Raw genomic sequence first — 504 nt, 5'->3', positions numbered from 1 at the left:
CACCACCGCACGCAGGTTGCCCGCGCCGCTCGCGCGCTCGCCCTGGCTGCCGGTCTCTTCCATGCGCGTGCGCACCAGCTGCTCGCCTTCGGACTCCACCACGTAGTCGCCCGGCCAGCCATAGCGCTCCCAGCTGGCCTGCGCCGTCTTGCGCGGCATCGCGCTGACCTGCTGCAGCTCGGCGCGCGGGCGCTGGAAGTCGAAGTCGTCGGTCACCCAGCGGCCGCTCTGCAGCTCTTCGCAGGCATTGAAACGGTCGCAGTGCTCCTCGCGCACGGTGGCTTCCGCCGCGTGGAACGGAATGCGCTGGTAGCCCGCATGCGCGAAGGGCTGGTGCGAGGCCATGTCGTCGACGATCACCAGCCGGTGGCTGTCTTGCGCATGCTCGAAGTAGTAGTACAGGCCCCACTCGTGCAGCAGGCGCGCGACGAAGTCGTGGTCGGTCTCGCCGTACTGCACCTGGAACTCGCGCGGCGGGTAGCTGCGCGTGGCGCGCACATCGAA

At 69.4% G+C, this 504-nt stretch carries 1 protein-coding gene; it reads right to left on the bottom strand.

What is annotated here, in order from left to right; genetic code table 11:
• Positions 1 to 504: type VI secretion system tip protein VgrG (gene vgrG, locus AC3A6R_RS27120; protein ID WP_487866178.1), on the bottom strand; the 504-nt coding region annotated here is incomplete at both ends.

The sequence above is a fragment of the Variovorax sp. Soil_C_19 genome, assembly GCF_057657255.1.
This window is presented reverse-complemented; position numbering and strand designations above follow the sequence as displayed.